Source organism: Gordonia sp. CPCC 206044 (assembly GCF_048537895.1).
Taxonomy (GTDB): Bacteria; Actinomycetota; Actinomycetes; order Mycobacteriales; family Mycobacteriaceae; genus Gordonia.
The window spans coordinates 175977-197059 of the sequence record NZ_JBCLVL010000005.1 but is presented as its reverse complement, the minus strand read 5'-3'; the positions used below and the strand labels follow the sequence as shown (position 1 = coordinate 197059).

23 protein-coding genes are annotated in these 21083 nt (G+C 66.8%); 5 read left to right on the top strand and 18 right to left on the bottom strand.

From position 1 onward, the window contains the following. Positions 1–50: 50 nt before the first annotated feature. From AAFP35_RS09595 to AAFP35_RS09575, 5 genes are all read right to left on the bottom strand, one after another. A complete protein-coding gene (locus tag AAFP35_RS09595; RefSeq protein ID WP_419221341.1) occupies positions 51–683 on the bottom strand; it encodes a TIGR03085 family metal-binding protein in 633 nt (210 codons plus the stop codon). 18 nt (positions 684–701) lie between these two features. Next, a complete protein-coding gene (locus AAFP35_RS09590; RefSeq protein ID WP_419221340.1) occupies positions 702–2687 on the bottom strand; it encodes an RNase J family beta-CASP ribonuclease in 1986 nt (661 codons plus the stop codon). Continuing rightward, positions 2687–3592, bottom strand: coding sequence for a 4-hydroxy-tetrahydrodipicolinate synthase (gene dapA, locus AAFP35_RS09585; protein WP_419221339.1), 906 nt, complete (start codon positions 3590–3592; stop codon positions 2687–2689). Before dapA ends, AAFP35_RS09590 begins: the two co-directional genes overlap by 1 nt. 62 nt (positions 3593–3654) lie before the next feature. Then, the gene (thyX, locus tag AAFP35_RS09580; protein ID WP_419221338.1) at positions 3655–4407 is read right to left on the bottom strand and encodes an FAD-dependent thymidylate synthase; all 753 of its coding nucleotides are present in this window, start codon (positions 4405–4407) and stop codon (positions 3655–3657) included. Between the two features lie 86 nt (positions 4408–4493). Beyond that, entirely contained in the window at positions 4494–5300 is an 807-nt protein-coding gene (locus AAFP35_RS09575) for a DUF427 domain-containing protein (protein ID WP_419221337.1), read from the bottom strand. Positions 5301–5453: 153 nt separating this feature from the next. Here AAFP35_RS09575 and AAFP35_RS09570 point away from each other — a divergent pair, with 153 nt between their 5' ends. Then, positions 5454–7166: an alkaline phosphatase D family protein gene (locus tag AAFP35_RS09570; RefSeq protein WP_419221336.1), complete on the top strand. Its 1713-nt coding sequence runs from the start codon at positions 5454–5456 to the stop codon at positions 7164–7166. Positions 7167–7248: 82 nt separating this feature from the next. Continuing rightward, positions 7249–8061: a tyrosine-protein phosphatase gene (locus AAFP35_RS09565; RefSeq protein ID WP_419221335.1), complete on the top strand. Its 813-nt coding sequence runs from the start codon at positions 7249–7251 to the stop codon at positions 8059–8061. A 66-nt stretch (positions 8062–8127) separates the two neighbouring features. Here the strand turns inward: AAFP35_RS09565 and AAFP35_RS09560 are convergent, their stop codons facing one another. Next, positions 8128–8892, bottom strand: a complete 765-nt coding sequence (locus AAFP35_RS09560; protein WP_419221334.1) for an HAD-IIB family hydrolase — start codon at positions 8890–8892, stop codon at positions 8128–8130. A 75-nt stretch (positions 8893–8967) separates the two neighbouring features. Further along, on the bottom strand, positions 8968–9564 hold the full coding sequence (locus AAFP35_RS09555) for a TetR/AcrR family transcriptional regulator (RefSeq protein ID WP_419221333.1): 597 nt from the start codon (positions 9562–9564) through the stop codon (positions 8968–8970). Positions 9565–9660: 96 nt separating this feature from the next. Between AAFP35_RS09555 and AAFP35_RS09550 the strand changes: the two genes are divergently transcribed. Further along, on the top strand, positions 9661–10677 hold the full coding sequence (locus AAFP35_RS09550) for an NADP-dependent oxidoreductase (RefSeq protein WP_419221332.1): 1017 nt from the start codon (positions 9661–9663) through the stop codon (positions 10675–10677). 21 nt (positions 10678–10698) lie between these two features. Here the strand turns inward: AAFP35_RS09550 and AAFP35_RS09545 are convergent, their stop codons facing one another. From AAFP35_RS09545 to AAFP35_RS09530, 4 genes are read right to left on the bottom strand one after another with little or no spacing between them, the layout of a single operon-like run. Then, complete coding sequence (locus AAFP35_RS09545; RefSeq protein ID WP_419221331.1) at positions 10699–11922, bottom strand: winged helix-turn-helix domain-containing protein; 1224 nt, start codon at positions 11920–11922, stop codon at positions 10699–10701. Continuing rightward, positions 11919–12428, bottom strand: coding sequence for a dihydrofolate reductase (locus AAFP35_RS09540; RefSeq protein WP_419221330.1), 510 nt, complete (start codon positions 12426–12428; stop codon positions 11919–11921). Before AAFP35_RS09540 ends, AAFP35_RS09545 begins: the two co-directional genes overlap by 4 nt. 35 nt (positions 12429–12463) lie before the next feature. Continuing rightward, complete coding sequence (locus AAFP35_RS09535) at positions 12464–13297, bottom strand: thymidylate synthase (protein WP_419221329.1); 834 nt, start codon at positions 13295–13297, stop codon at positions 12464–12466. Positions 13298–13344: 47 nt separating this feature from the next. Further along, the gene (locus AAFP35_RS09530; protein ID WP_419221328.1) at positions 13345–13680 is read right to left on the bottom strand and encodes a hypothetical protein; all 336 of its coding nucleotides are present in this window, start codon (positions 13678–13680) and stop codon (positions 13345–13347) included. Between the two features lie 45 nt (positions 13681–13725). Between AAFP35_RS09530 and AAFP35_RS09525 the strand changes: the two genes are divergently transcribed. Continuing rightward, positions 13726–14418, top strand: a complete 693-nt coding sequence (locus AAFP35_RS09525) for a TetR/AcrR family transcriptional regulator (protein ID WP_419221327.1) — start codon at positions 13726–13728, stop codon at positions 14416–14418. A gap of 9 nt (positions 14419–14427) precedes the next feature. Here the strand turns inward: AAFP35_RS09525 and AAFP35_RS09520 are convergent, their stop codons facing one another. The 6 genes from AAFP35_RS09520 to AAFP35_RS09495 form a co-directional block, all read right to left on the bottom strand. Further along, positions 14428–15978 carry a DUF222 domain-containing protein gene (locus AAFP35_RS09520; protein WP_419221326.1) on the bottom strand — a complete coding sequence of 517 codons (1551 nt, stop codon included), beginning with the start codon at positions 15976–15978 and terminating at the stop codon, positions 14428–14430. A gap of 186 nt (positions 15979–16164) precedes the next feature. Continuing rightward, positions 16165–16701, bottom strand: coding sequence for a nitroreductase family protein (locus AAFP35_RS09515; protein WP_419221325.1), 537 nt, complete (start codon positions 16699–16701; stop codon positions 16165–16167). 18 nt (positions 16702–16719) lie between these two features. Continuing rightward, positions 16720–17172, bottom strand: coding sequence for a flavodoxin family protein (locus AAFP35_RS09510; RefSeq protein WP_419221324.1), 453 nt, complete (start codon positions 17170–17172; stop codon positions 16720–16722). After that, positions 17169–17648, bottom strand: coding sequence for a hypothetical protein (locus AAFP35_RS09505; protein WP_419221323.1), 480 nt, complete (start codon positions 17646–17648; stop codon positions 17169–17171). Before AAFP35_RS09505 ends, AAFP35_RS09510 begins: the two co-directional genes overlap by 4 nt. Positions 17649–17651: 3 nt before the next feature. After that, positions 17652–18404 (bottom strand): 4-hydroxy-tetrahydrodipicolinate reductase, encoded by a 753-nt coding sequence (dapB, locus tag AAFP35_RS09500; RefSeq protein ID WP_419221322.1) that lies wholly within the window; start codon positions 18402–18404, stop codon positions 17652–17654. 92 nt (positions 18405–18496) lie between these two features. Further along, positions 18497–18955, bottom strand: a complete 459-nt coding sequence (locus tag AAFP35_RS09495) for an Lrp/AsnC family transcriptional regulator (protein ID WP_419221559.1) — start codon at positions 18953–18955, stop codon at positions 18497–18499. 182 nt (positions 18956–19137) lie between these two features. Here AAFP35_RS09495 and ald point away from each other — a divergent pair, with 182 nt between their 5' ends. Next, entirely contained in the window at positions 19138–20244 is a 1107-nt protein-coding gene (gene ald, locus AAFP35_RS09490; protein ID WP_419221321.1) for an alanine dehydrogenase, read from the top strand. Between the two features lie 64 nt (positions 20245–20308). Here the strand turns inward: ald and AAFP35_RS09485 are convergent, their stop codons facing one another. After that, the gene (locus AAFP35_RS09485; protein ID WP_419221320.1) at positions 20309–21079 is read right to left on the bottom strand and encodes an NRDE family protein; all 771 of its coding nucleotides are present in this window, start codon (positions 21077–21079) and stop codon (positions 20309–20311) included. Positions 21080–21083 lie beyond the last annotated feature (4 nt).

Sequence of the window (21083 nt, the reverse complement as noted above, 5' to 3'; positions counted from 1 at the left end):
TCGAATTCGTAACCGGCAGACGTAACCGCCGGCATTCATGATCGACGCCGTCAGAGACCGCGTTTCGCAGCGACCAGCGCCGACACCGCATCGTCGGCGCCGTCGAATCGCACATCCACCGGAGCCCGACCGAAGGCGAACATGACCAGTTCGCCCGGGCTGCCGGTCACCGTCACCGGATCACCACTTCCGGCGGTCACCACCTGGCGTCCGTCGACGGTCTGCAACGTCGTCGATGCCGGCGAGTTCTTGAGGGTCATCTTGCCCATCGATTTCGCCGGGGTCAGCAGCGCATTCTGCAGTTCCGTGGAGAGTGTCCGGGGCGTCCAGTCCGAGTCCGGTGCGGCAGCACCGCGCAGCACGTCCTCATGGTGCACGAACATCTCCGCGAGATTGGCCCAACGATCCACCAGACGAAACGGCGAGTAGATCGGTGGCCCGGAGGCCAATTGCTCCACCAACGTCTCCCACGGCAAATCGGTGGCCTCCAACCGAACCTTCTCGGTGTGCCCGGCGAACTGTTCGAGGAGGATGCCCGGCCCGGTGTCGGGGCGACGTTCGCGGACGACCAGATGTGCGGTCAGATCCCGGGTGGTCCACCCGGCACAGAGCGTGGGAGCGTCGGGTCCGACCGATCGCAGTGTCTCGACGAGGGCAGCGCGTTCTTCGCGGGCAAGGGTCACCCCTTCACCCTAGGTCGCTCAGGACCCGACGGCGAGTACGGTCGGCACGATCATCGGTCGCCGACGATAGGTCTCGGCTACCCAGCGTCCCACCGCGCGTCGGATCGTCTGCGCGATCCGGTGTGCGTCCGTGACTCCCTCGGCGGCAAGGGCATCGAGCGCCTGGTCGACCAGGTCCGCCGCCGCCTTGAGCGCGTCGGGATCGTCGGAGAATCCTCGACCGGACACCTCCGGGGCGCTCACCGCCCGTCCGGTCGTTGGATCGATGGCCACGGTGATGGAGATGAAACCACCTTCGCCGAGCACCAGACGTTCGGACAGGGTCGATTCGCCGACGTCACCGACGGACAGACCGTCGACGTACACGTGCCCGACCGGGACACGACCGACGATCCCGGCGCGGCCGTCCACCAGATCCACCACGACGCCGTCCTCGGCGAGCACGACACGGTCCTCGGCGACCCCGGTCGCCACGGCGAGCGCCGCGTTGGCGCGCAGGTGTCGCCACTCCCCGTGCACCGGCATCGCATTCGACGGCCGCACCGCGTTGTAGAGGTAGAGCAGTTCGCCTGCCGACGCGTGGCCGGAAACGTGCACCTTGGCGTTCTGCTGGGTGATGACCGTTGCGCCGCGCCGGGCCAGACCGTTGACCACCGCGAACACCGAGTTCTCGTTGCCCGGGATCAGCGACGATGCGAGCACCACCAGATCGTCGGCGCGGATGTTGATCTGACGGTGTTCGCCACGGGCCATCCGCGACAGCGCCGACAACGGCTCACCTTGCGAACCGGTCGAGATGAGCACCAGTCGGTTGTCGGGCAACGTGGCGGCGGTGTCGAGATCCACGACCACACCGTCCGGCACCGACAGGTAGCCGAGATCCTGCGCGATCTGCATGTTGCGGACCATCGACCGCCCGACGAACGTGACCCGACGATTGTGGGCGTGCGCGACGTCGACGATCTGCTGGATCCGGTGCACGTGACTGGCGAAGGACGCCACGATCACCCGCTGCCGGGCGCGTCCGATGACCTGGTCGAGCACGGCACCGATCTCGCGTTCCGGGGTGACGAAGCCCGGCACCTCGGCGTTGGTCGAGTCCACCAGGAACAGGTCGACCCCCTCGTCGCCGAGGCGGCTGAATCCGGCGAGGTCGGTGAGGCGTCCGTCGAGCGGTAACTGATCGAGTTTGATGTCGCCGGTGTGCAGGGCAACACCGGCGCCGGTACGAATGGCGACCGCGATCGCGTCCGGGATCGAGTGATTGACCGCGAAGAACTCGCAGTCGAACGGACCGTGAGTGGTCTGGTCCCCTTCCGCGACCTGGACGAGCTTGGGCCGCAGACGGTGCTCGCGGCACTTCGCCTCGACCAGTGCGAGGGTGAACTTCGACCCGACGACCGGGATGTCGCTGCGCAGCCGCAGCAGGAACGGCACGGCGCCGATGTGGTCCTCGTGGCCGTGCGTGAGGATGAGCGCATCGACGTCGTCCATGCGGTCTTCGATGTAGGTGAAGTCCGGCAGGATGAGATCGACACCGGGCTGGGCGTCTTCGGGGAACAGGACACCGCAGTCGACGATGAGCAGCCGGCCGTCGTATTCGAAGACGGTCATGTTGCGACCGATCTCACCGATCCCGCCGAGGGCCACCACTCGCAGACCGTTCTTGGGCGCCCGCGGCGGCAGACCGAGGCGATCGACGGCCGCTTCGACCGGCGGCTTCTGCGCACCGCGATCCGACGCGGAGGCCCGGTCCTTGCGACCACCTCCCCGCTTGGCGGGCGCCTTCTTGCCCTGTTCCTTCTTGGCAGGCTGACGCTTGGACCCGCCGGCCTTCGACGACGTGTCCGAGGCCTGGGATCGCGATGGCGAATCCTCTTGCGCCGGAGACGACTTCACCGATTCGGTGGGCTCCTCGAGCGTGGGTGTCGGGTCCGTGGGCGCCGGTGCGGGCGGCCCGGCCTGACGGCTGGCGCTACGGCGGCGACGCGTCGGCCCGGTCATCAGACCAGCACGCTAGCTGCTCGGAGATCGGCGATCAGCGCTTCGATCTGCGGACCGTCCGCCGGCACCTGCGGCAGGCGTGGATCGCCGACGTCGAAGCCCAGGATGCGCAGCGACGCCTTCACCATGGTCACTCCCCCGAGCCGCCCCATCGCATTCACCAGCGGCAGCATCGAGATGTTGATCTCGCGAGCGGTCTTCATGTCACCTTTCTCGAAGGCGATCAGCATGTCCCGCAACCGATCCGGTACGAGGTGTCCGATCACGCTGACGTAGCCGGTGGCACCCACCGACAACCAGGGCAGGTTCAGGGCGTCCTCACCGGACAGGTACTCGAGATCGGTGGAGGCGATGATGCCTGCCGCGGAGTGCAGGTCGCCCTTGGCGTCCTTCACCCCCTTGATCCGCGGGTGCTCGGCGAGCGCCAGCATCGTGTCGTTGGCAATCGGCACGACCGAACGCGGTGGGATGTCGTAGAGCAGCACGGGCAGCTCGGTCGCATCGGCGACCGCCCGAAAGTGGGCCAGCAATCCGGCCTGCGGCGGCTTGGAGTAGTACGGCGTCACGACGAGCAACCCGTGGGCACCGATCCGCTCGGCCTCGATGGCGAAGCGCACGCTCTCCGCGGTGTCGTAACTGCCTGCGCCCTGGGTGATCCGTGCGCGATCTCCGACGGCGTCGAGAACCACCCGCAGCAGGTCGAATTTCTCCTGGACGGTCGTCGTCGGCGACTCACCGGTGGTGCCGGACACCACGAGTCCGTCGCAGCCCTTGGAGACCAGGTGATCGGCCAGCTCGGCGGCCTTGTCCAGATCCAGCGCACCGTTCGGCTTGAACGGGGTCACCATGGCCACGCCGATGGTCCCGAACGGGTGTGTCTGCAGCTGGTCTGCGCCTGCGTTCATGGTGCTCAAGGCTACCTTCTCCCTGACGCCATCACGCGTGCGGGCGGCGGGTGTCGCGGACCTCAGCCCTCGAGCACATACGGCGAGGTCGCGACCTCCGTACCGTCGGCGAGTGTGCCGATCTCGAAGTCGCCGAACACGGTCGGTGCCACCCGCATGAGTTGCCGAAGACATTCGACCGCGAGCTGACGGATCTCGACGTCGGCGTGCTCGGTGGCACGCATCCCGACGAAGTGGCGCCACGCCCGATAGTTGCCGGTGACGACGATCTTGGTCTCGGTGGCGTTGGGCAGCACCGATCGCGCCGCCTGGCGAGCCTGTTTGCGCCGCAGGATGGCATTGGGAACGTCGGCGAACTTCGCCTCGAGAGCGTCGAGCAGTTCGCTGTAGGCCTTGCGGCTCGCATCCGTGGCCTCGGTGAACAGGGCCTCGAGTTCGGCGTCACCGCGAATCGCGGGCGGCGCGACGACATTCGAGTCGTGTTCGGGCACGAAACGCTGCGAGAGCTGCGAGTACGAGAAATGACGGTGCCGAATCAGTTCGTGGGTGCACGATCGCGAGATACCGGTGATGTAGAAGGTCACCGACGCGTGCTCGAGCAGCGACAGATGTCCGACCTCGAGGATGTGACGCAGGTATCCGGCGTTGGTCGCGGTCCGCGGGTTCGGCTTGTCCCAGCTCTGATAGCAGGCTCGGCCGGAGAACTCGACGAGGGCCTCGCCGCCGTCGGCGTCGGTGCTCCAGTCCACATCGGAGGGTGCGGTGAACTGCGTTGCGGCCACCATCTGCACCTTCAACGGCACCAATTCGGACACGCTGCCTCCTCGACGTTGCGCACGGCGCCACCGCTGCGCCGGTGGCCACCCGTCGATTGTCCACGAGGTCGGTGGCGCGGCGGGCATCACCCCGCGCCACGACCCCCGGGTCCCACCGCAACGGTGACCTCGAGGTCGACGCGTTCGTCGTAGAAGCAGATCAGGTCACGCACCGGCACGGCGTCGTTGAGCGGATCACGGTAGGTCCAGGCGACATCGGCGACCGTGCGGTCGTCGGCGCGGGCCGACCAATACGTCGCATGACCCTTGTATGCGCACGTCGTGATGGTGTCGCTGGGCTCGAGCCGATCGAGGTCCACGTCGTCGGCCGGGATGTAGTACCGCGGCGGCAGATGGGTCTCGAGCAACAGCGTGGCCCGGTGCGTATCGGCCAGGACGACGTCGTCGAGACTGACCACGACGTGCCGGGAGGTGGGCAGGCAGTCGATGCGTTTGAACGGGTCGTGCGGGTGGGAGATGACGGTCTGTTCTTCCTCACGCCATTCGTCGAACGCCGCGAAGTCCAGCACGATGTACCCGGCCAGATCGGGATCGTCCGGCGCGAAACCCGCCGCATACAACGGCCCGTCTGCCGACTGGATCGTCCACGTGGCCCCCGCACACGTGTGCAGGGAGAACGGATGGTCCGGGGTCAGGATCGGTGGATGATGGGCGGCCGGTGTCACCGCAACCGGATCGGTGATCGGCGGATGGACGTCGACGATCGGCACGGCGTAGGAACCGACCACCCGATACGGCTCCCACACCTGCACGACGTCCAGGGTGTCGACGATCGTCTGACCGCCGACCACGGCCCGCAGCCGCCTGCGCATCGCACACCATCGCACGCGGTCCAGAGCCGACATCGTGAGCTGGTCCATCGAGATCGCCATGTCCTGATCCTGCTCCGCCACGGCCGATCGCACCAGTGCCGGTGACGTCCGGATGAACTTTGCGCGACATCGGACCGAAGTCGCACGAGAACAACGGATTCCGGCCCGTGGGCCGCTCGCATTCGTGGCACCCGGTGCCGCATGATGTGCCTCGTGTCTGCACAGCTCACCGATGATCAACCCCCTTCGTCGACGCCGTCCGGCGTCGACAGACGAACGATTCTGCGTTCGGGGGCGTTGGCCGCGGGTGTCACCACCGGACTGGCGATCGCACCGACGTCGCTGTCCTCGGCCTCCGCGGCACCCACCCCCAACGTGGCCACCGTCTTCGCCCACGGTGTCGCCTCGGGTGATCCCCTGCCGGACGCGGTGATCCTGTGGACGCGGGTGACCCCCACCCCCGCGGCCCGACCCGGGTCCGGCGTCGGCCCGGACACCGACATCGAGTGGGAGATCGGCCGTGACCGCGCGCTGCGTTCGGTGACCGCATCCGGCACCGTGGTCGCGACGGCCGAGTCGGATCACACGGTCAAGCTCGACGTCACCGGATTGCCGTCGGACACCGTGCTCTACTACCGCTTTCGGGTGGTGTCGGGACCGGCCGCAGGCGCGGTCTCGCCGACCGGACGGACCCGAACCGCACCCGCCGACAGCGCCGACGTCGCGCGGGTCCGCTTCGGGGTGGTGTCGTGTTCGAATTGGGAGGCAGGATACTTCGGCGCCTACCGTCATCTGCGCGCGCATCACGACGTGGACGCCATCGTGCATCTCGGCGATTATTTCTACGAATACGAGACCGGCGGTTACACCGGCAAGAACGGCGTCGTCCGGACGGTCTCGCCGCCCAACGAGACGGTCTCGCTGCGCGACTACCGGATCCGGCACGGCCTGTACAAGACCGATCCCGACCTGGCCGCCCTGCATCGAGAACTGCCCTGGATCTGCACCTGGGACGACCATGAGTCGGCGAATGATTCATGGTCGTCGGGCGCGGAGAACCACAGCGCAGGCGAAGGAGGATGGGCGGCCCGTAAGGCGGCGTCCGAGCGCGCCTACTACGAATGGATGCCGGTGCGTCCGGCCGTCTCCGGCACCCGCAGGCACCTGTACCGGCGCCTGCGGTACGGACGACTGTTGGAGCTGTCCATGCTGGATCTGCGCACCTACCGCGACGCACAGGTGTCGCGGACCTCACGGCGCACCGACGACCCGGCCCGGAGCATCACCGGCGCGGCCCAGATGCGTTGGCTGACAGAAGGACTGGCATCATCACCGACCCGGTGGCGCATCGTCGGCAATCCGGTGATGATCTCGCCCGTGGTGATCCCGCCGCTCGATGCCCGCAATGCCGCCGCCCTCACCGAGACGTTGGGGCTCCCGGCGGGCGGGGTGCCCTACAACGCCGATCAGTGGGACGGATACACCGCGGACCGTCGGCGCCTGCTCGACACCATCAGATCGCGTCACATCGACAACGTCGTGTTCATCACCGGCGACATCCACTCGTCGTGGGCCTGCGACGTCCCTGTCGACGCGGCGAACTACCCCGCGGCGGGCACCGTGGCGACCGAGTTGGTCGTGCCGTCGGTGACGTCGTCCAACATCGACGACATCCTGAAGGTCCCCGAGCACACCGTGGGTGCCGCGGTTCCGCCCGCGATCATGGCGGTCAACCGCCATGTCCGGTGGAACGACTTCGACGCGCACGGTTACGGCCTGCTGACGGTCGACGCCGCGGCGGCACAGATGGACTGGTACTTCGTCGTCGACAAGGCCGATCCGCACACCGCGCGCTATCACGCCCGATCCTTCCGGGTACGGTCCGGAACCCAGCGTGTCGAACCCGCGGCTCGGCCGGCGGGCTAGTGTCACGAACAGGTCTCGCCCAGCCCGACCCGAACAGACAGCACCATCCAGATCCGACAGATCCGACGAGGAAAGGTCCACGATGACTCCGACACGCTCCCTGCCCGCCCGCCGACTCGCGGCCACCCTGGCCGCACTCGCGGTGGTGGGCATGCCCGCACTCGCGCCGACGATGGTCGGCAGCGCCGGCGCGGCCCCCTCTCAGCAGAGCGCGGTGGCCGCGACGCCTGCCGCAGTCGAACTCGCGGGCACGGAGAACACCCGGACCTTCGCCAACTACCGCACGACGGCCGGTCGCAAGCTCAACGATCGCGTCATCCGCAGCGACGATCTGTCGAGTCTGACCGCCGCGGACATGAAGAAGCTCGCATCCCTGCACGTGACGTCGATCATCGATTTCCGCACTCAGATCGAACGCACCATCCAGCCCGAGCCGCAGGTCCCCGGTGCGACACTGCACAACTTCGACGTCCTCGGCGCGGCACCGGTCACCACGTTGGTGGACCTGTCGTCGGCCTACCGCACCTTCGTCACCGACGCCCACGCCCGTTCGGCATTCCGAAACACGCTGCTGGACATCAAGTCCACCGCAGGCAAGGGCGATGCCGTGCTGTATCACTGCTCCGCGGGTAAGGACCGGACCGGGTGGGCCTCGGCGGTCCTGCTGACCATCGTGGGTGTCGACCGCGCGACCGTCGAGCGGGACTTCCTGGCCAGCAACACCTTCCGGCACGCCAGCGCGAACGACCCGCTCAACGGGGTGAACATCTCCTGGCTGCGCTCCGCCTTCGCCGCCGCGGATCAGACCTTCGGCAGCTTCGACAACTACGTCCACAAGGGCCTGGGGCTGACGAACGCCGACATCGCAGGACTGAAGAAGGCCGTACTGGCCTGACGCTCGCGCTGGCGAGACCGGCTGCACGGCAGTCGGTCTCGCCAGCACTCGGCTGTGCCGCGCCGCTCAGGCGTCGACGATGGCCGAGAGCTTCGCGAACGTGTCCTCCCAGCCGTGCACCGCGATCGACGTGATGCCGAGATCCTGCACCGGGCGGTCGTTTCCACCTTCGTCGAGCCGATCCCCGAAGAACAGGATGTCTTCGCGGCCCAGGTCGAGGATCGACATGAGTTTGCGTGCGCCGTAAGCCTTGTCGATGCCCTTCTTGGTGACATCCACCGATGTGGACCCACCGCTGCGCACCTCGAGATCAGGCAACCGCTGCGCCCCGTAGGCACGCAGCGCCTCCTTCTTGGCCCCGTCGGGATCCCACGCGGCCTTGGCATCCACCGGCGCCGTCTGACCGAGCGCACTGAAGGTGATCTGGCTGCCCCGATCCTCCAGCACCGGCCCCCAGGTATCGGTCTCCCACAACCCCAGTTCCTTGGCTCCGGTCTCGAGGACCTCCAGCGTGCGCGCCTTCTCGTCGTCGGTCAGGTATTCGGCATAGACCGTTTCCCATTCCGTGCCCGACCACCGCACGTACTGGGTGCCACAGGTGGGCATCAGATGCAGATTCGCCGCGCCGGCGAACGATCCGAGTCGGTCGATCACCTGGGCCTGGAACTGCGCGAAACGACCTCCGGAGATGATGCATCCCGCCGTGGTGTCCAGCATTCTCGTGAGGACACCGGCGATCTCGTCGGGCAGTGGACTCTTCGACGGTGCCAAGGTGTCGTCGAGGTCGAACATGACCAGTCGATAGTCCCTGCCCTGGTACGAAACCGTCATCTACGTCCTCCCGATCGGATGCTGGCGCATGCGGTTCCCAGCATGTCATCCCTCGTCGGCGCCTGCACCCCGGGGTTACGCGAGGTCAGGCGCATTCGGCCCGACTGTGGCCGCGGTCGCATCGAGCAGCCGGAGCGCCTCGGTCCGGTTCACCCGCGCCAAGGTCATCGCCGCGATCAACGAACCGGTGACGATCCGCGCGCGTGACGCCACCGCGACCTCGTCCGCGTCCGGGAACCGCGCTCGCACCCCGGCCGTGACCGCGGTCGACAGCTCCGCGTGATAGGCGGCGACGACCTCCCGGATCGCCGCGTCGTCGCCGAGTGAGGTGGCGGCGGTACCGACGAGCAGGCATCCGGTGGGATCGGTGGCGTCGTCGAGGTGCTCGATCCAGGCCGCCAGGTCGCGGACGTGGCGCTCCAGCGCGTCATCAGCCACCTCATGTGTGCGCAACGGCCGTAGCCGTGGCCGCACGATCGTGTCGAGATATTCCTGCACGGCGGCGTCGAACAGCCCCCGCATGCTGCCGAAGGCGTGGTAGACACTCGACCGCGACAATCCGGTGGCACGTTCGACCTCGGCGACCGAGACCGCATCGAAGCCCTTCTTCCAGAAGAGGTTTCGCGCAGCGGCGATGACCTCTGCCTGCTGATAACCCGGCGTCCTTCCCATCGGCTCTCCCCGTCGTCGTACCCACGATGTTTGTCGTCTGTGGATTCTAGACCTATTCTGTAACGATCAGTACACAATAAGTCGAAGGAGCTGTCCATGACCGTCACCAGCACCCAGATCCAGCTCGTGAACCGACCCCACGGGTGGCCTACCGCCGACGATTTCGCCACCGTGACCGTCGAGTACGGCGACCTGGCACCCGGCCAGGTGCGGGTGGCCAACGAGTTCGTCTCCGTCGACCCATACATGCGCGGACGCATGATCGACACCCGCAGCTACATTCCGCCGCTCGCACTCGGAGAGACGATGACCGGCGGAGCGGTGGGGCGTGTCCTCGAGAGCACCGTCGACGAACTCCCGGTCGGCGCGCTGGTCACGCATCAGTTCGGATGGCGTGACGTGACCCAAGAAGATGCTGCGGGTTTCCGGGTGCTGCCCGAGCCGCCCCAAGGGGTTTCGTCGTCGGTCTACCTGGGAGTGCTGGGGATGACCGGACTGACCGCATACGTCGGCCTGCTGACGGTCGCCGCGATGCAGCCGGGTGACACGGTCTTCATCTCCGGCGCCGCCGGCGCGGTCGGCACCGCGGCAGGCCAGATCGCCCGCCTCAAGGGAGCCGGGCGCGTCATCGGATCGGCGGGCACTCCCGAGAAGGTGGCTCTGCTGACCGAACGCTACGGCTACGACGCCGCGTTCGACTACAAGGACGGACCGGTCCGCAAGCAGCTGCGGGCCGCTGCACCTGATGGGATCGACGTCTACTTCGACAACGTCGGCGGCGACCACCTCGAAGCCGCGCTCGATTCGTTCAACGACGGTGGTCGCGCAGCGCTCTGCGGTGCGATCGCCCAGTACAACAGCACCGAGCGGACCCCGGGCCCGGCCAACATGGCCAACATCATCACTCGCGGCCTGACCCTGAAGGGCTTCACCATCGGCCACTACCTGGACCAGGCCGGTGCCTTCAATCGGGAGATGGGGCAATGGTTCGCCGACGGCGAGGTCGTGCACGACGAGACCGTCGTCGACGGCATCGACAATGCGGTCGACGCCTTCCTCGGGCTCATGCGCGGTGCGAACACCGGAAAAATGGTGGTACGCACGGCTTCCTGAGCCGCGCATCGCCGCCCACGTTCACCGGAGGGCCTTGCGCAGCGCCGGCGCGAGGTCACCCCGCTGTCCCACCTCGACCCGATCGAGGTCCAGCCAGGTGGCCATCGCCCGCAGATCGTGCGCCAGCCGATCGGCGACCACCGAGCGCTCCCGACCGTCTTCCAGAAAGACGCCGAGGGCGAGCAGGGCGCCGGTCTTCCGGTCGGCCTTCAGGTCGACGCGCGCGGCGATATCGGACCCCATCAGATAGGGGTGCACGTAATAGCCGTGCACGCGTTTGTGTTCGGGTACGTAGATCTCGATGCGGTAGTGGAAGTCGAAGAGCCGGTGCGCCCGCGGACGGTAGAACACCACCGGATCGAACGGCGACAGGATCGCCGACCGTCGCACCTGCCGGGGCGTCGTCGCTCCCGCGTGGAGGTATGCCTGATCGGTCCATCCCTCGACGGCGACCGGGATCAGCTCGCCCGCATCGACGAGATCGGCGACCGCGGGCCGCACGTCGACCGCCTTGGTTCGGTAGTAGTCGGCGAGATCGGCGACGGTGGCGACGCCGAGCGCAGCACCGGCACGGGCGATCAATTCGCGGTGCGCCTCGGTCTTGTCGACCGTGCGCGCCACGATCTCCGGTGCGATGACCCGCTCGGTCAGATCGTAATGGCGGACGAAATTGCCGTTGCGTACCGCGGACAGGTCACCAGAGGCGAACATGGCCTCACACACGTGTTTGACCTCACCGCGATGCCACCATCCACCCGGGGTGCCTGTGGGGCGTTCGATGCCCAGCCGTTCCTCGATCTGTTTCGGTGTGCACGCACCGACGTCACCGATCACCGCGTGGACGTCGCGCGCAAGGTCACGGTTGCGACGCATGACCTCTTTGGTGAAGCGGTATCGGCCGTCGCGGAATTCGTCTCGGCGCCAACCGAAGAGCGGCCAATCCTCGACCGGTATCAGTGCGGCCTCGTGGGCCCAGTACTCGACCAGCAGACGGTCACCGCGACGCGGACGCCACGCGGCCCGGTCGAGCAGTGCCCGGTCGTAGTCGCCGATCCGACTGAACATCGGCAGATAGTGGGCACGCACCGCGATGTTGACCGAATCCATCTGCACCAGTCGTGTCCGCCCGACGACTCGCCGCAGATGCGCCATGGTGGGCGTGCCCGCAGGGGCTCGGTCGGTGAAACCCTGTGCGGCCAGCGCGATCCTGCGCGCCTGGGCGGCCGAGACGGACGCCCGGGTCATCCGCGGGTGTGTCGAACGTAGTCGACGAACCGATAACGCACCCCGGTCGTCGACGAGAGCCACTCCCCCGTCACCGCGGTATCCCACGCATACGGATCGACCTCGGGTGCGAATGCGTCGGCACCCTCGACCAGCACATCGATCTCCGTCAGTCGCAGATGCGTCGCCGATTCCATTGCTGCGGCATAGATCTCACCACCGCCCATCACCACCACCTCGTGGTCGGCGACCCGGTCGAGCGCCTCGGCGAGGCTGTGCACGACATCTGCCCCATCGGCCTCGAAGCTGTCCGAACGGGTGATGACCACGTTGCGCCTGCCCGGTAGCGGACGGAACCGCGAGGGCAGTGACTCCCAGGTCTTTCGCCCCATCAGCACCGCATGAGACGCGGTGACCTCACGGAAATGCGCCATGTCCTCGGGCACGTGCCATGGGATGGCGTTGTCGCGGCCGATTGCGCCGGCACGGTCTTGCGCCCAGACCAATGTGATCGTTCGCTGCGTCATCGCCCCAACCTCATCGCCCCAGCCTCATCGGCCACTCACACCGCCACCGGCGCCTTGATTCCCGGATGCGACTGGTAGCCGACCACCGCGATGTCGTCGTACTCGTAGTCGAAGATCGAGTCCCGTTGGCGCAGTTCCAGAGTCGGGTATGGATACGGTTCACGCGAGAGCTGCAGGCGGACCTGCTCGACGTGGTTGTCGTAGATGTGACAGTCACCGCCGGTCCAGACGAACTCACCGACCTCGAGATCCGCCTGCTGGGCCATCATGTGGGTGAGCAGCGCGTAGGAGGCGATGTTGAACGGCACTCCGAGAAACAGGTCGGCACTGCGCTGGTAGAGCTGGCATGACAGCTTGCCGTCGGCGACGTAGAACTGGAAGAAGGCGTGGCACGGCGGCAGCGCCATCTGCGGGATCTCCCCGACGTTCCACGCCGAGACGATGTTGCGTCGCGAGTCGGGATCGCTCTTGAGCAGGTCGAGAGCCGCGGAGATCTGGTCGATGTGTTCACCCGACGGCGTCGGCCAACTGCGCCACTGCACGCCGTAGACCGGCCCGAGCTCTCCATCTGCTGCCGCCCATTCGTCCCAGATGGTGACACCGCGGTCCTGCAGCCAACGCACGTTGGAGTCGCCGCGCAGGAACCACAGGAGCTCGTAGACGATCGACTTCAGGTGCACCTTCTTGGTGGTGACCAGCGGGAAACCGTCGGCGAGGTCATAGCGCAGCTGATGTCCGAACAGGCTGCGCGTACCGGTTCCGGTGCGGTCGGCCTTGGGCGTACCCGTGTCGAGGACGAGTCGTAGCAGGTCCTCGTACGGGGTCGGGATGTCCCCGGCCGGGGTGATGTCTCGAATCGCCGTGCTCACGAGCCCGAGTCTAACGGGCGCACCTCGGTGAACCGGGCAACCGTGCGTCACGGCCGTTGCGATGTCCCGTCGGCGAAGCGCACGTCGAGCACGGTGGCCGGATGGCGTGGGGGCTCGCCGGGTGGATGGATGCCATGTGCTGCGAGTACCGGCCGCACGGCCGGGTGGACGACGCGATCCACGGCCTCCGCACACCTCTCCTCCGACTCCCAGACGTCGAGGTACGTCAGCGTCTTGTCGGGGTTCTCGATGGCGAGGTGCACCACGAGCCCGGGCATCGGGCTATCGCCCATCCGGGTGCTGATCTCGTCGTAGATCTCGGCCGTGATCGGGACGTTCTGGGTCCAGGCAAAGAATCCCATGTCGTTCACCCTCTTTTTCATCCGATGTACTATCGGATCAATATCGGTGTAGTTAGAGTAGGCCCGATGTCAGACGTGGTCAATGGTCGGCACACCGCCCCCGAACCCGGCGCCGGCGACACCGGACGGGAGACCCGGCGGTACGACTCCACGCGCCGACGGGCGGCTGCGGCACAGACCCGCAGTCGGGTCCTGGCGACGGCCCGGGAGTTGTTCATGGCCAACGGGTATGCGGCGACCACCATCGCCGATATCGCCCGCGGTGCCGGCGTCGTCGCCGACACCGTGTACGCGACGGTCGGTCGTAAGCCCGCCCTCTTCCGCGAGCTCATCGAGCTCGCGTTGTCGGGAACGGACGAGCCGGTGCCGGGCGCGCAACGCGAGTATGCGGTCCGCATGCGGGCCGAACCCGATGTCCGCAGCAAGTTGGCCATCTACGCCGAGGCCGTGACGGCGATCCAGTCGCGGTTGGCACCGCTGTTCTTGGTGTTGCGGGAGGCCGCGGCGGTCGACCCGGATCTGCGGGAGCTGTGGGACGAGATCACCCTGCGCCGCGCGACCAACATGCGGGCGCTGGCGGCCGACCTCGCGTCGGGCGGACAACTACGCGCCGACCTCGGGGTCGACGAAGTCGCCGACGTGATCTGGACCATGAACAGCTCCGAGTACTACGCGATGCTCGTCTTCGATCGCGAGTGGCAACCCGAGCGATTCACCTCCTGGCTGCACGACGCGTGGTGCCGGCTATTGCTGCCGTAGTGGCGCGACTCAGAACGGTGGTGGTCCGTCGGCGGTGTGCCGTCGACGGTTGCGGCTCCTCTCGGCCCGGCGTCGGGCGTGTTTGTTCGCCACCCGGGTGCGTACCCGGGTGGGCTGGTTGGTGTCTAGGATTCGTGGGCGATGCGGTGGTGCATGCGTGGGTGCCTGGAAACGGATACGCCGTAAGCCCGGGAACAGGTCCTCGTTGGTTTCGGCCTCACCCACGATGACCAGGCCTTCGGGCGTGGTGAACTCGGTGTGCAGGCGACCGTCCAGGTCGCGGTATTGGTCATCGAGCCAGTCGCCGAACGTCTTTCGACCATGATCGAACCGGCACTTGATATTCATGCCCTCCGCAGTCGTCTGACCACCCTGTGCCGGATCGTCATGGTCATACTCGGTGACGTGATCGGCATCCGATCGCCATGCCGAGGTCTCACAACCGGGTTCGACGCACACACCGTCACGAATACGCAGGAAAGTATCCAGGGCCGTGGAGGGGCGATACGGGTTCGACGGCAGGTGCGCCGGGAGGGTGTAGGTATCGTCGGCGCTTGCTGGAATACCCGACGGGATGAGCGGTTTCGTCACGCTGCCCTGTCGGGCGGCGATGTCGCGCACGTGTTCGGCGGAGATGACGCCGTGCCCGTCCATGTACGCCGGATGGTCAGCCCCACCCGCCAGAGTCGATTCATCACACACGACATGGATGACCGCCGTGGTGTCGACCGGCGGGATCGTGCCCGGCTCCGGGATCTGCGCGGTGCACTCATCGTGTCGGCACAGACACTCGAAGGTGGTGCCCGACAACAGTGCGAACATCGCATCCGACGCGCGCTGAGCTTTCGTGCGACCATCACGCTCACACACGGCATCGGCCAGCGCGGTCACCGCGGCGGCGGCGATGCGCACGTTTTCGGCTGCCATCAGGCCGGTGATCGTTGCGGTGCCGTCATCGCGTGGGTCGGTCCATACCCCACGCTCATCGAGCGCGACCTGGCGGCGTTCGCGGACGGCATCGGGGTCGTGGCGGAACACGATGCGATCACACATGTCGCGCAACCGCTTCCGCGACCACGACCCCCGCCGCGACCGCAACAACATTGCGATCTCGGCATCTACGTCGACTGCCGCCGACAACCCGTCGAGCAGGTCGGTCCGTGAGATGACCAATAGCGCCTGCTTCGGGGAAATGATCCCGTCGCGCAAACAGGCGAACACTTCCGGTAACCGATCTCGCAACGCGATCGCCTCGTTCAGCAAACACTCGGCGGCATGCTGGCTGATTGCCTGCGTCCGCGCAATCCGGGCCGCACAGTCGGCGAACCCATCCACGATCAACCCGTCCGACGACTCACGCGCCGCGATCAGCCGATCGAACAGCACTGCTACAGACTGGTATTCGGCCCACGCCAGAAACGACTTACCGCGCCCGAGCTCGGTCATCCCGCACAGGAGGTCGTTCATCTCGGCCTCATCCGGGTACACCGGATCGACATCACCGAGGAACCCGAGCGGCAACCCAGGCCACGATGAGGGCGAACCCAGCAACGACGACACGACGAACGACCTTTACAACACTCGAACCGACAATGCACACAGTGCTCGCGAGAAAACCCGCACCACTCGTCATCCGACCCGAAAGGCCCTGTCTCACACACCGTCGTCACTCAATCACTGTGCTGAAAACAAACTAACTCACCCCACCGACACGATTGACGCGCTCGCTCGACCACCGAATCCACGTCACTCTCGCGGCCACGTCACACTCGGATCCCGCACGTCTGCGCCGGGTCCGCGTCGTGCGTCGGCGGCGGCACGGCCGATCGCCGTCATACTCATGATCGTCCAATGATCGGGGACCTCGAGCAGATCGGTGAGCCCGTCGAGGTCGAAGGCGCGGAACTGCCGGCACGACAGACCCATCGATTGAGCCTGAATCGTCATGTGCGCCACGGCTTGACCGAGGTCGTAGCCGGCGAACTCGCTGTACTCCCAGTCGGTCCCCTCCACCCGACTGTGGCAGATGTTCACCACCAGAAGCGCCGCCGTCGACGCCCACGTCCGAGAGCTCGCCGCCAGACACTCGACGATCTGGTCCCAACCCGATGCTCGGCGACCGACGGCGTGAAAGGCCCACGGTTGAGAGTTGCCCGCCGACGGCGCCCATCGGGCCGCCTCGAGCAACACCGAGATCTCGTCCTCGTCGAGGGTGTGACTCAGATCGAATTCGCGCGGACTCCAGCGCTGTTCGAGGATCGACAACAAGGAAGGGCGTGCCATGCCCCACGGTAGCCCGCGTCAGCCCATCAGCTGCGCAGCGACTGTCGCACCCAGCTCCCAGCATTTCTCGATGTCGTCTTTCGACGGCTTCCCGGACACGGTGACGTAGTCCGCGGACTTCACCCAGCCGAGCCCCGTGGTGATGGTGTCGACCGCCTTCTCGGCACCCTCGGTCCCCTGGTTGCCATGCAGGTACAGCCCGAAGGGTCGTCCCTTGGTCGAATCCAGAATCGGGTAATAGCAGACATCGAAGGCGTGCTTGAGTGCGCCACTGATGTATCCGAGGTTGGCGGGCGATCCGAGCAGGTAGCCGTCGGCGCCCAGCATGTCGGCGGGCGACACGTTGAGCGCTGCCCGGCGCACCACGTCGACCCCCTCGATCTCCGGGTCGGTGGCACCCGCGATCACCGCCTCGAACATCTCCTGGCAGAAGGGGGAGGGCGTGTGGTGAACGATCAGCAGGGTGCTCATGACTCGCGCCCGTGATACTGCGCCACAGCGCGTTTCATCATCTGTCGGGCACGGCTACGGTCACCTGCGTAGTCGTAGGCGCGGGCAATCCGATAGGTGTTGCGCCAGTTGTGCGGGTCCGCTTCCCATTCGGTCTTCACCTCTGCGAACAATGCGTCGGCTGCATCCCGCTCGATGCGTCCCGAGGCACGTCGCGGCAACGACGACACGTCCAACTCACGACCCTCCTCGGCCATGATCCGCGCCAGACGCTGATGCTCGAGGCCCGCGCGCAAGGTCGCGAAGATCAACCACGCACCGATGAACGGCAGGATGAGCACCCCGATGCCCACCCCGATCCCCGCAACGGTGCCCGACCCGATCAGGTCGAACGCCCGCCAACCGAGGATGCCGAAGTACACGATCATGGCGACGACGAGGAACCCGATCATCCAGACGATCGGTCGGGCATCGCGCGTGGTCGGGTCCTTCGCCATGCTCTACAGGTCCATCAGTTGTTCGAGCCCGACGGTGAGTCCGGGGCGTCCACCGATCTCGCGGACACCCAACAGCACACCCGGTGCGAACGACGTGCGGTCGAGAGAATCGTGGCGGATGGTGAGCGTCTCCCCCTGCGTCCCCAGGATCACCTCTTGATGCGCGACGAGACCGGCCAGGCGGACCGAATGGACCCGCACGTCCTCGACCACCGCGCCGCGGGCGCCGTCGAGCTCCTCGGTCGTCGCGTCCGGGCTCGGTGCCACACCGGCGGCGGCGCGGGCCTCCCCGATCAGCTTGGCCGTCCGGTAGGCCGTACCCGAGGGCGCGTCGGCCTTGTGCGGGTGATGCAGTTCGATGACCTCGACCGAATCGAAGAACCGCGCCGCCTGCGCGGCGAAACGCATCGACAGCACCGCTCCGATCGCGAAGTTCGGCGCGATCAACACCCCGACGCCGGGCTTCTCGGCCAGCCACGAGCGCACCTGCTCCAGGCGTTCCTCGGTGAATCCGGTGGTGCCGACCACCGCGTGAATACCGTTGTCGATCAAGAACTTCAGGTTGTCCATCACCACGCTCGGGTGGGTGAAGTCGACCACGACGGAGGTGTCGGACTCGGTGAACCGCTCGAGCGGATCGCCCTTGTCGACACCCACGCTGAACGTCAGGTCGTCGGCAGCTTCGACCGCTGCGACGATCGCCTGCCCCACTTTGCCGGAACTGCCGAGAACACCTACGCGGATTTCGCCTGACATGTCGTGAGAAGTCCCTTCGTTCACCTCGGGAGCGCAGCGGGCGAGCGCCCTGCAACGCATGACTCGTCGTCGATTCTATTCAGCGGCGTTCCTCAGAAGATCGGCGCACCACCCCGACGATGCTCGAACACCAGCGACGTGGTGGTGCCCGCCACCTCGGGTCGTGAGTTCAGCATCTCCACGAACTGTCGCAGCGCCTCGGTGTCCGCGGTGGCGACATGCAGCAGGTAATCGTCGGCGCCGGCCAGGAAGAAGACGTCGATGACGGCGTCCTGGCGCTCGATGTCCCCGACGAAACGCCTGATCTCGCCGCGTGCCTCGGCCTGCAGACTGACCGCCACCATCGCTCGTAGCGGACGACCGACGGCAGCCGGATCGACGTCGGCGAAGAATCCTCGGACCACCCCCGATTCCACCAGCCGTCGCACCCGTCCATGACAGGTCGACGGGGCGATCCCGGCCCGTACGGCGAGGTCGCTGTTGGGCATCCGCGCGTCGGTCTGCAACAGACGCAACAGTGTCCGATCGGTGTCGTCGAGCCCGCGCTCCATTCCCCGAACATCCTTCGGTATCGCCACGTCCCAACCTCCGATCCTCGACGAATAATCAGAATCTAGCACTTCGGCAGAATTATCAGCACATATATTGTCAACACTTCGATGTTCCTTCACCCTGGTGGTTACACCACGCATCGTCGCGAGTGCCCCGCCCCACCCGTCTCCAGGAGGCATCAATGCGCGTCGGAATCCCCGCCGAGATCAAGAACAACGAATACCGAGTGGCGATCACACCGGCAGGTGTCGCCGAACTCCACAGTCGCGGCCATGAGGTCGTGGTCCAGGCCGGGGCCGGCGAGGGCTCGGCCATCCACGACAACGACTACAAGGAAGCCGGCGCGCAGATCCTCTCCACCGCCGAGCACGTCTGGGAGCAGGCCGACCTGCTGCTCAAGGTGAAGGAACCGATCGAGGCCGAGTACCCCCTGCTCCGCGAGGGACAGACGGTGTTCACCTACCTACACCTCGCCGCGAGTCGCGCCTGCACGGAAGCACTGCTCGCGTCCAAGACCACCTCGATCGCCTACGAGACCGTTCAGGCCACCGACGGCTCCCTGCCCCTGCTCGCACCGATGAGCGAGGTCGCGGGCCGGCTGGCACCCCAGGTCGGCGCCTATCACCTGATGCGCTCGGCAGGCGGACGTGGCGTGCTGATGGGCGGCGTACCGGGCACCGAGCCCGCGGACGTCGTCGTCATCGGCGGCGGCGTCAGTGGCATCAACGCAGCCACGATCGCGGTCGGCATGGGCGCACAGGTGACGGTGTTCGACATCGACATCACCAAACTCCGGGCCATCGACGCCCGTTTCGGTGGCCGGGTGCACACCCGGCACAGCACCGCGCTCGCACTGTCGGCAGCCGTCCGCGCTGCGGACCTCGTCATCGGTGCGGTCCTCGTGCCCGGCGCCAAGGCCCCGGTCCTGGTGTCCAACAGCCTCGTCGCGCAGATGAAGCCGGGCGCCGTGCTCGTCGACATCGCGATCGACCAGGGCGGATGCTTCGAGGACAGCCGTCCCACCACGCATGACGACCCGACGTTCGCGGTGCACGACACCGTCTTCTACTGTGTCGCCAACATGCCGGGCACCGTCGCACGGACGTCCACGCTCGCACTGACCGGTGCCACACTGCCCTACGTGCTGCGTCTCGCCGATCGCGGCTGGCAGCAGGCGTGCCGGGAAGACGCGAGCCTGGCGGCCGGGCTGTCGACAGACGGCGGAGTCCTGTTCGCTCCCGAAGTCGGTGCAGCCCTGGACATCCCGGTGCAGACACGGCCGTTCTGAGTGGGTGGTGCGGTCCGAGCGCACCACCGCTCGGCCGCCCTGTCCGCGCGGTGCCTGGCGACCCTCAGAATCGGACCGTCGACGTCCCGCGGCGGCGCCCGCGATAGGTGAATCGTCGCTCGGTGATGTCACCGTGGCCGTCGCGCCCGATCCGCAGCACCGTGGACGCACGGGTTCCGTAGCCGGGAAGGTCGATGAATCTCGGCGACAGGTCACGCTCCCGATCGACCCCGACGCCCGTGTCCGGCAAGCGATCGTCGGCGGGCCGGTCACGCAGCGCGAGCAGGTCGAGATAGGGCTCGACCGATCCTCCTGGCTCGTCGTCGTCGACGACCACACGCAAGGCATCGGCGCCGTCGGTCACCTTGGGCCAGGGACTGTCGAGCGCACCGTTCGACAGTCCGTGCACGCCGTCGGGGACGCGCTCGGCGCAGGGCGTCGGCCAGTTGGTGGTCCACCACAGCTCTCGACCGTCCCCCACGAGCAGGTTCACCGGGGCGAACTGCCCGGCATCGTCACGGAGCCCTCGGGCGAACGAACCCGGATCGTCGGTGCCGGTGAGGAATTCGACCGGTAGTGCACCGCGCGACCGCGGCCATACCTCCGCCGTCAGCTGTCCGTCACGCACGTTGGTGACCATCGCGACCCGCTGCGGGTTCTGCGCGTTCACACCCATCCAGGTGCCGCCGGCGAGATTGTCGCGTCCGCCGATGACGGGAAGATCGTCCCATCTCGACAGCGCCGTCGTCCGGCGACGATGGAACTCGTCACGGTTGGCGGCCACCACGAGCGGAAGGTCGGGATGTACGTTCCAGGCGAACAAGATGAGGCACATCCCG

What these genes read in the sequence shown, in the direction of transcription:
- AAFP35_RS09590 (WP_419221340.1), bottom strand. Translation starts at nt 2,687, where the DNA reads ATGACCGGGCCGACGCGTCGCCGCCGTAGCGCCAGCCGTCAGGCCGGG.
- dapA (WP_419221339.1), bottom strand. Translation starts at nt 3,592, where the DNA reads ATGAACGCAGGCGCAGACCAGCTGCAGACACACCCGTTCGGGACCATC.
- AAFP35_RS09575 (WP_419221337.1), bottom strand. Translation starts at nt 5,300, where the DNA reads ATGGCGATCTCGATGGACCAGCTCACGATGTCGGCTCTGGACCGCGTG.
- AAFP35_RS09565 (WP_419221335.1), top strand. Translation starts at nt 7,249, where the DNA reads ATGACTCCGACACGCTCCCTGCCCGCCCGCCGACTCGCGGCCACCCTG.
- AAFP35_RS09560 (WP_419221334.1), bottom strand. Translation starts at nt 8,892, where the DNA reads ATGACGGTTTCGTACCAGGGCAGGGACTATCGACTGGTCATGTTCGAC.
- AAFP35_RS09555 (WP_419221333.1), bottom strand. Translation starts at nt 9,564, where the DNA reads ATGGGAAGGACGCCGGGTTATCAGCAGGCAGAGGTCATCGCCGCTGCG.
- AAFP35_RS09550 (WP_419221332.1), top strand. Translation starts at nt 9,661, where the DNA reads ATGACCGTCACCAGCACCCAGATCCAGCTCGTGAACCGACCCCACGGG.
- AAFP35_RS09545 (WP_419221331.1), bottom strand. Translation starts at nt 11,922, where the DNA reads ATGACCCGGGCGTCCGTCTCGGCCGCCCAGGCGCGCAGGATCGCGCTG.
- AAFP35_RS09540 (WP_419221330.1), bottom strand. Translation starts at nt 12,428, where the DNA reads ATGACGCAGCGAACGATCACATTGGTCTGGGCGCAAGACCGTGCCGGC.
- AAFP35_RS09530 (WP_419221328.1), bottom strand. Translation starts at nt 13,680, where the DNA reads ATGAAAAAGAGGGTGAACGACATGGGATTCTTTGCCTGGACCCAGAAC.
- AAFP35_RS09525 (WP_419221327.1), top strand. Translation starts at nt 13,726, where the DNA reads ATGTCAGACGTGGTCAATGGTCGGCACACCGCCCCCGAACCCGGCGCC.
- AAFP35_RS09515 (WP_419221325.1), bottom strand. Translation starts at nt 16,701, where the DNA reads ATGGCACGCCCTTCCTTGTTGTCGATCCTCGAACAGCGCTGGAGTCCG.
- AAFP35_RS09510 (WP_419221324.1), bottom strand. Translation starts at nt 17,172, where the DNA reads ATGAGCACCCTGCTGATCGTTCACCACACGCCCTCCCCCTTCTGCCAG.
- AAFP35_RS09505 (WP_419221323.1), bottom strand. Translation starts at nt 17,648, where the DNA reads ATGGCGAAGGACCCGACCACGCGCGATGCCCGACCGATCGTCTGGATG.
- dapB (WP_419221322.1), bottom strand. Translation starts at nt 18,404, where the DNA reads ATGTCAGGCGAAATCCGCGTAGGTGTTCTCGGCAGTTCCGGCAAAGTG.
- AAFP35_RS09495 (WP_419221559.1), bottom strand. Translation starts at nt 18,955, where the DNA reads ATGGAGCGCGGGCTCGACGACACCGATCGGACACTGTTGCGTCTGTTG.
- ald (WP_419221321.1), top strand. Translation starts at nt 19,138, where the DNA reads ATGCGCGTCGGAATCCCCGCCGAGATCAAGAACAACGAATACCGAGTG.
- AAFP35_RS09485 (WP_419221320.1), bottom strand. Translation starts at nt 21,079, where the DNA reads ATGTGCCTCATCTTGTTCGCCTGGAACGTACATCCCGACCTTCCGCTC.